This is a genomic window from Testudinibacter sp. 'clade 2' (assembly GCF_006227735.1).
Taxonomy (GTDB): Bacteria; Pseudomonadota; Gammaproteobacteria; order Enterobacterales; family Pasteurellaceae; genus Chelonobacter.
On sequence record NZ_VDHB01000113.1, the window covers coordinates 21874 to 28842 of the forward strand.

The 6969-nt window shown below is 47.4% G+C and carries 3 protein-coding genes; 1 reads left to right on the forward strand and 2 read right to left on the reverse strand.

Features of this window, described 5'->3' with window-relative positions; genetic code table 11:
- Window positions 1-3 precede the first annotated feature (3 nt).
- Together FHQ30_RS09160 and metF are read right to left on the reverse strand one after the other, a co-directional pair.
- Window positions 4-1935, reverse strand: a complete 1932-nt coding sequence (locus FHQ30_RS09160; RefSeq protein ID WP_139612297.1) for a TonB-dependent receptor plug domain-containing protein — start codon at window positions 1933-1935, stop codon at window positions 4-6.
- 49 nt (window positions 1936-1984) lie between these two features.
- Window positions 1985-2869, reverse strand: coding sequence for a methylenetetrahydrofolate reductase (gene metF, locus FHQ30_RS09165; protein WP_139612296.1), 885 nt, complete (start codon window positions 2867-2869; stop codon window positions 1985-1987).
- A 366-nt stretch (window positions 2870-3235) separates the two neighbouring features.
- On the opposite strand from metF, the gene metH reads away from it, so the two are divergent.
- Window positions 3236-6934 (forward strand): methionine synthase, encoded by a 3699-nt coding sequence (metH, locus tag FHQ30_RS09170; protein ID WP_139610820.1) that lies wholly within the window; start codon window positions 3236-3238, stop codon window positions 6932-6934.
- Window positions 6935-6969: the final 35 nt, after the last annotated feature.

Sequence of the window (6969 nt, forward strand, 5' to 3'; positions counted from 1 at the left end):
CGTCTAAAAACTGCCTTTTAAGCCAACATAAATGTTGCGTCCGTCTTGCCCGTAACCCACTGTGTGTTCGTATTTTTTATTGAACAAATTATTGAGGTGAGTGTAAACGGTGAGGTTTTTACTCAGTTGATAATCGGCACCGAGGTTCACCAGTGTATAAGACGGCATTTTTACTCGTGATGAGGTATACGTGTTTTCATCATAATAGCTGTCGATACGTTTTCCAACATAAGAGATATTCACATTGGTGCTGAATTGTTGTGTGATTTGATACGCCAAACCTGCATTTGCGGTATGTTTTGGGCGGCGCACCAATTCCATCTGCTTGCTGTCTTTTGCACGTAAATAGGTGTAGTTGGCATAGGCGTTCAACACGTCAGTCAATTTGCCGTTATACGCAATTTCCACCCCACGGATTTTGCTGGTGCCGTCCACATTGACCGCACGTGAGGTGTAGGTGATTAAATCAACCACTTCACTGCTGATTAAATGATCGACATTGCGTGCAAAATAAGTCACATCAACGCTATGGCGTTTATCGCTTGATTCAAGTAAGAATCCAATGTCACCACCACGGCTGCGTTCCGGTTTTAACTCAGGGTTAGCCAGATAACGGCTGTTCCAACCATAGTATTCAGTCATGGTCGGATTTTGAATAGCGGTTCCCAGACTGGCGTGTGCCTTGATGTTCGGTGATAACCGATAGGCTCCGGCAATGCGACCGGTAAAGGCATTTTTATATTCAGAGCTATCGTTAAAACGCCCGCTGATCGAAAGGCTGTGATCTTGCTCGCTGAATAAACGGTATTCTGTTGCAATACTTTTTTCGATCAAGCTTTTTTCAGTGCTATAAGAACTGGAATCATATTTGGCTTGTTGATATTCGGCCAGCATGCTGACAGCTTGTTTCACTGCGCCTTCACGATCAAAATTGATATCTAATTGATAATTGGTATTCAGTTTTTTCGCATCATAGCGGCTTGCCCAAGCGCTAAAAGTATCGCTGTCGGTTTTAATGTGGCTTACGCTGGCTTGTTGCTTGAACAGTTGTTGATCGTTGCCTAAGTAACCACTTAATTTCAAGGTGGTATCACGGGTTCGGGTGTAGTCATCGAATGCTGTTTCGCCCGCATAACTATTATCAAAACGAACGTTTTGGCTGGAATGTGCAGCCAGCACTTCAACCCCTTTATCCTCGGCATCATAACCTAAGCGTAACGAGGCATTGTCACGGTGGAATTTATCACGTTCTTTGGCTCCTCCTGTAGTGATCGACGAGCCGTTTTCGCTGCGGTAATGAAAGCTATCGGCACTATAAGCGGAAATACCACGAGTTCGTTGGCTATCGCCATGTAGAGCATAGTAGAACCCATTATTATAACCGGAAAGCGTGGCGGAACCGCTGACGGTGCCATGTGAACCAGTGCCGAAATCAAAATCGACATTAAACGGCTTGTCTTTGTACAGACCGCTCTTGGTGGTAATATAAATCACACCGCCCATGGCATCGCTGCCCCACAGGGCGGATTGTTCGCCGCGCAAAACTTCGATTCGATCGATATTACTCAGGCTTAAGCCGCCAAAATCAAAACCATAGCCGGTAACCGGATTGACTTTTACCCCGTCAATAATCACCGCCGTATGGTTGGCATCAGCACCGCGCAAATAGAAATTGCTTAACGTCCCACGTCCGCCAGAGGCACTCCATGCCATACTTGGCACGGTCTTGAGTGCGTCGCTGACATAAGTTGCATCGCGATTGGCAAAGTCTTGCTCGGTTAAAACGGTGACGGAGGAGGCGGTTTGATCTTGATTAACCGGTGCGGCATAAGCCGAATAGACGGTGATCGGTTGCAGTGTCGTTGTTTCTTGCTCGGCAATCGCTAATGACGGCAGCGTTGCCAAAAGTGCGGTGGTGATAAGATTCTTTTTCATAGGTTCCTTAGAGTAATTTATATTTTAATGCGTATATTTTTATAACGTGTTATACCGCCGCCCGAACACCCAACATATGACAAATCGCATAAGTCAGTTCCGAGCGGTTTAAAGTGTAAAAATGGAAATCTTTCACACCCTCGTTGGATAACACTTTCACCATATCGATGGCGATGCTGGCGGCAACCAGGTTGCGTGTGGTTTGATCGTCTTCCAGACCTTGATACATTTTCGGCATCCAACTCGGCACTTTCACATTGGTCAGAGTAGCCATTTTTTGCAGTTGTTTGAAGTTGGTGACCGGCAGAATGCCCGGTACGATTTCCACATCAATCCCCACCGCCACACAGCGATCACGGAAGCGCAAATAGCTGTCCACATCAAAAAAGAATTGCGTAATAGCACGGTTTGCACCGGCGGCGACTTTTTCTTTTAAATGTAATAAATCGGATTGTGCCGATTTGGCTTCGGGGTGAACTTCCGGATATGCCGCCACTGAAATATCAAAATCCGCCACTTCTTTTAACAGCTTCACCAAATCCGAGGCATAGAACGGCTGTTTGGCATAACCGGGCGGCTCATCGCCACGCAAGGCAACGATATTGCGAATGCCACTGTCCCAATAATCTTGCGCAATCACACGCAATTGATCCGGCGTGGCATCGATACCGGTCAAGTGCGGTGCGGCAATTAAGCCGGTGTCTTGCTGAATCCGTTTGACAATACCGTGGGTGCGGTCGCGCTCCCCGGAGTTTGCACCATAAGTAACGGAAACAAATTTCGGTTTCAATGGCGCTAAACGATGGATTGAGTCCCACAACAGGGTTTCCATTTTTTCATTTTTTGCCGGAAAAAACTCAAAGGAGACATTAATTTCACCATTTAAATTGGCGAGGGAATGATTTAAGTGATCAATTTCTTTGGCGTAGCTCATGAGGTGTTCCTTTTATATTTTATTTTAGCCGTCTAGATGGTTAAACTTTATCTGCTTTCCTATATAAAAGCAATATCACAATTTTCATAATATCTATGAATTTTGTTAATGGAGGGGGATTGGTGTTTAAGTCATTTTCATTATAATGAAAATTATCCCGAAATCGTCCTTGATTTTCATTGTACTGAAAATTTCTCTAACTCCGACAGCGGTTTCACCGCAATCGGTAATCGTACCTACGCTTGAAATTTTAATTGAACGTGTAGGAGCAGCAGAAAACCTAACCGCACTTTTATTTGACAAACCCTATCCCCAAACCTATGCTTTGAACAATTTTAATCGAATTTATTAATGGAAAGCCAGCCTATGTCACACGCTCAAACCTCACTTGCACAAACGCCACTTGAACAAGCCCTTGCCCAACGGATTTTGATTTTAGACGGGGCGATGGGCACGATGATCCAACAATATAAACTGACAGAAGCAGATTTTCGTGGTGAGCGGTTTAAACAAAGTTCAATTGATTTGCGTGGCAACAACGATTTATTAACCTTAACCCAGCCGTTAGTGATTAAACGTATTCATGAGCAATATCTCGAAGCCGGAGCGGATATTATTGAAACCAATACGTTTAGTTCCACCACCATTGCGCAAGCCGATTATGATCTGGAAGCGATTGCTTATGAGCTGAATTTTGCCGGAGCAAAACTGGCGCGGCTGGCGGCGGATCAGTATAGCACGCCGGATAAACCGCGCTTTGTGGCAGGGGTGTTGGGGCCGACCAACCGCACCGCTTCCATTTCGCCTGATGTCAATGATCCCGGCTTTCGCAATGTCACCTTTATGCAGCTGGTCGAGGCCTATGCGCAAGCCACTCGAGGCTTGATCAACGGTGGAGCAGATCTGATTATGATCGAAACCATTTTTGATACGCTGAATGCCAAAGCGGCGGTGTTTGCCATTGAAAACGTGTTTGATGAATTAGGCGTAAAACTGCCGATTATGATTTCCGGTACGATTACCGATGCTTCAGGACGCACGCTTTCCGGACAAACGACGGAAGCGTTTTATAACTCGCTGCGCCACGCCAAACCGCTCAGTTTCGGCTTGAACTGTGCCTTAGGCCCTAAAGAGTTGCGGCAATATGTGGAGCAGATGTCGAAAATCAGCGAATGCTATGTCTCCGCTCACCCGAACGCTGGCTTGCCAAATGCTTTTGGTGGCTACGATTTGGGAGCAGAAGAGATGGCGGCACAGCTCAAAGAGTGGGCGGAAAGCGGCTTTTTGAATATTGTCGGTGGCTGTTGCGGCACCACGCCTGAGCATATCAAGGCGTTTAGTGAAGCCATGAAAAACATCCCGCCTCGCCCGCTACCGCACTTGAAAACCGCTATGCGTTTATCGGGGCTTGAACCGCTCACCATTGATGAAAACAGCCTGTTTGTGAATGTGGGCGAACGCAACAACGTAACCGGTTCTGCCAAATTCAAGCGCTTGATTAAAGAAGATAAATTTAGTGAGGCGATTGAAATTGCTATTGATCAAGTGGAAAACGGTGCGCAAGTGATCGATGTGAATATGGATGAAGCGTTGCTCGATTCACAAGCTTGCATGGCACGCTTTTTGAATATCATGGCGACCGAACCCGATGCGGCAAAAGTGCCGGTGATGATCGATTCCTCCAAATGGGAAGTGATCGAAGCAGGGCTGCAATCTATTCAAGGAAAGGGCATTGTCAACTCCATTTCTCTTAAGGAGGGTGAAGAAAAATTTATCGCCCAAGCCAAATCGGTGCACCGTTATGGGGCGGCAGTGGTGGTGATGGCATTTGATGAAGTGGGGCAGGCTGATACCGAAGAACGCAAGGTGGAAATCTGCACCCGTGCCTATCGGATTTTGGTGGATCAACTGGCTTTTCCGCCGGAAGATATTATTTTCGATCCGAATATTTTTGCTATCGGCACGGGGATCGAAGAGCATAATAACTACGGCGTGGATTTTATCAACGCCACCGCACGGATTAAACAAACCCTGCCGTTCGCTAAAATTTCAGGTGGGGTGTCGAATGTGTCGTTCTCGTTACGTGGCAATAATTTTATGCGTGAAGCGATCCATGCGGTGTTTTTGTATCATGCGATTAAAGCTGGGATGGATATGGGGATAGTCAATGCTGGGCAGTTGGCGATCTATGATGATTTGGATTCCGAACTGCGTGATGTGGTGGAAGATGCGGTGCTCAATCGTCGTGCAGATTCCACCGATCGTCTGTTAGAAATTGCGGAAAAATACCGCAACCAAGGTGGCGAGCAAGAGGATACCGGCGTTGCCGAATGGCGAACCTGGGACGTGACCGAGCGCTTAAAACATGCGCTGGTTAAAGGCATCACCCATTTTATTATTGAAGATACCGAAGAAGCACGCCAACAATTCAGCTCCCCGTTGGAAGTGATTGAAGGGCCACTGATGGCAGGCATGGACGTGGTCGGCGATCTGTTCGGCGACGGCAAAATGTTTCTGCCGCAAGTGGTGAAATCGGCACGGGTGATGAAGCAATCCGTCGCCTATTTAGAGCCGTATATCAATGCCACCAAACAAAAAGGATCGTCAAGTGGCAAAGTGGTGATTGCCACGGTGAAAGGCGATGTACACGATATTGGCAAGAATATCGTGAGCGTGGTGTTGCAATGTAACAACTTTGAAGTCATCGATTTAGGTGTGATGGTGCCGGCGGATAAAATCATTGAAACCGCACTTCGCGAAAAAGCCGACATCATCGGCTTGAGCGGCTTGATAACTCCGTCACTGGATGAAATGGAATATTTTTTAGGCGAACTCACTCGCTTGAAATTGAATATTCCGGTGATTATCGGCGGAGCGACCACCTCGAAAGAGCATACGGCGATCAAACTCTACCCTAAATACGCCCATGAAGTGATCTACACCACCAATGCCTCGCGTGCGGTGACAGTGTGTGCCGCACTGATGAACCCGGAAAGCAAGGTGGAGTTGTGGCAACGCACGAAAAAAGAGTACGAGAAAATCCAACATGCCTTTGCCAATCGCAAACCGGCTCGCAAACAGTTGAGCATTGAGGAAGCCCGAGCCAACGGTTTCAATGCCTTTAGTGGCGAATGGGCGGATTATAACGTGCCACAACCGAAGCAAACCGGCATTGTGGAATATAAAAACGTGCCGATTGCCACGCTGCGCCAATTTATCGACTGGTCACCGTTTTTCCGTTTATGGGGCTTAATGGGTGGCTATCCCGATGCCTTTGATTATCCTGAAGGCGGTGAAGAAGCCCGCCGAGTGTGGAACGATGCACAACTGATGCTGGATGAATTTGAGCAAAACGGTAAATTAAATCCAAGTGGCATTATGGGTATTTTCCCTGCGCATCGTGTGGGCGACGATATTGAAGTTTATCAAGATTCCGACCGCACTTTAGTGGCAGGCAAAGCCTATCACCTACGCCAACAAGGGGAACGGGGCAAAAACAGCAAAAGCCCGTATAACCTGTGTTTAAGCGACTATATCGCCGATCGTGCCAGTGGTCAGCAAGACTATTTAGGCATGTTCGCCGTCTGTGCCGGGGTGGAAGAACATGCCTTGGTGGATGGCTTCAAAGCCGCAGGCGATGATTACAATGCGATTTTGCTGCAAGCCATCGGCGACCGCCTCGCCGAAGCGATGGCGGAATATCTGCATTTTGAACTCCGCACCAACGTGTGGGGCTATTCTGATGAAGCCTTTGATAATCAAAGTTTAATTGCTGAAAACTACCTTGGCACCCGCCCCGCCCCCGGCTACCCAAGCTGCCCGGAACACACCGAAAAACAACTGATTTGGGATTTACTCGAAGTAGAACAACGCATCGGCATGAAACTCACCGAAAGCTACGCCATGTGGCCCGCCGCATCTGTCTGCGGCTGGTACTTCACCCACCCAGCGAGTGAGTATTTTACGCTGGGTCGCATTGATGAAGATCAGGCGAAAGATTATGCCGAGCGTAAGGGGTGGAGTGAGAAAGAGATGGTGAAGTGGTTGGGGGTGGCGATGAAGTAGGAGAGTATAATTTATCTTAGGGTCTGTTAATCTTT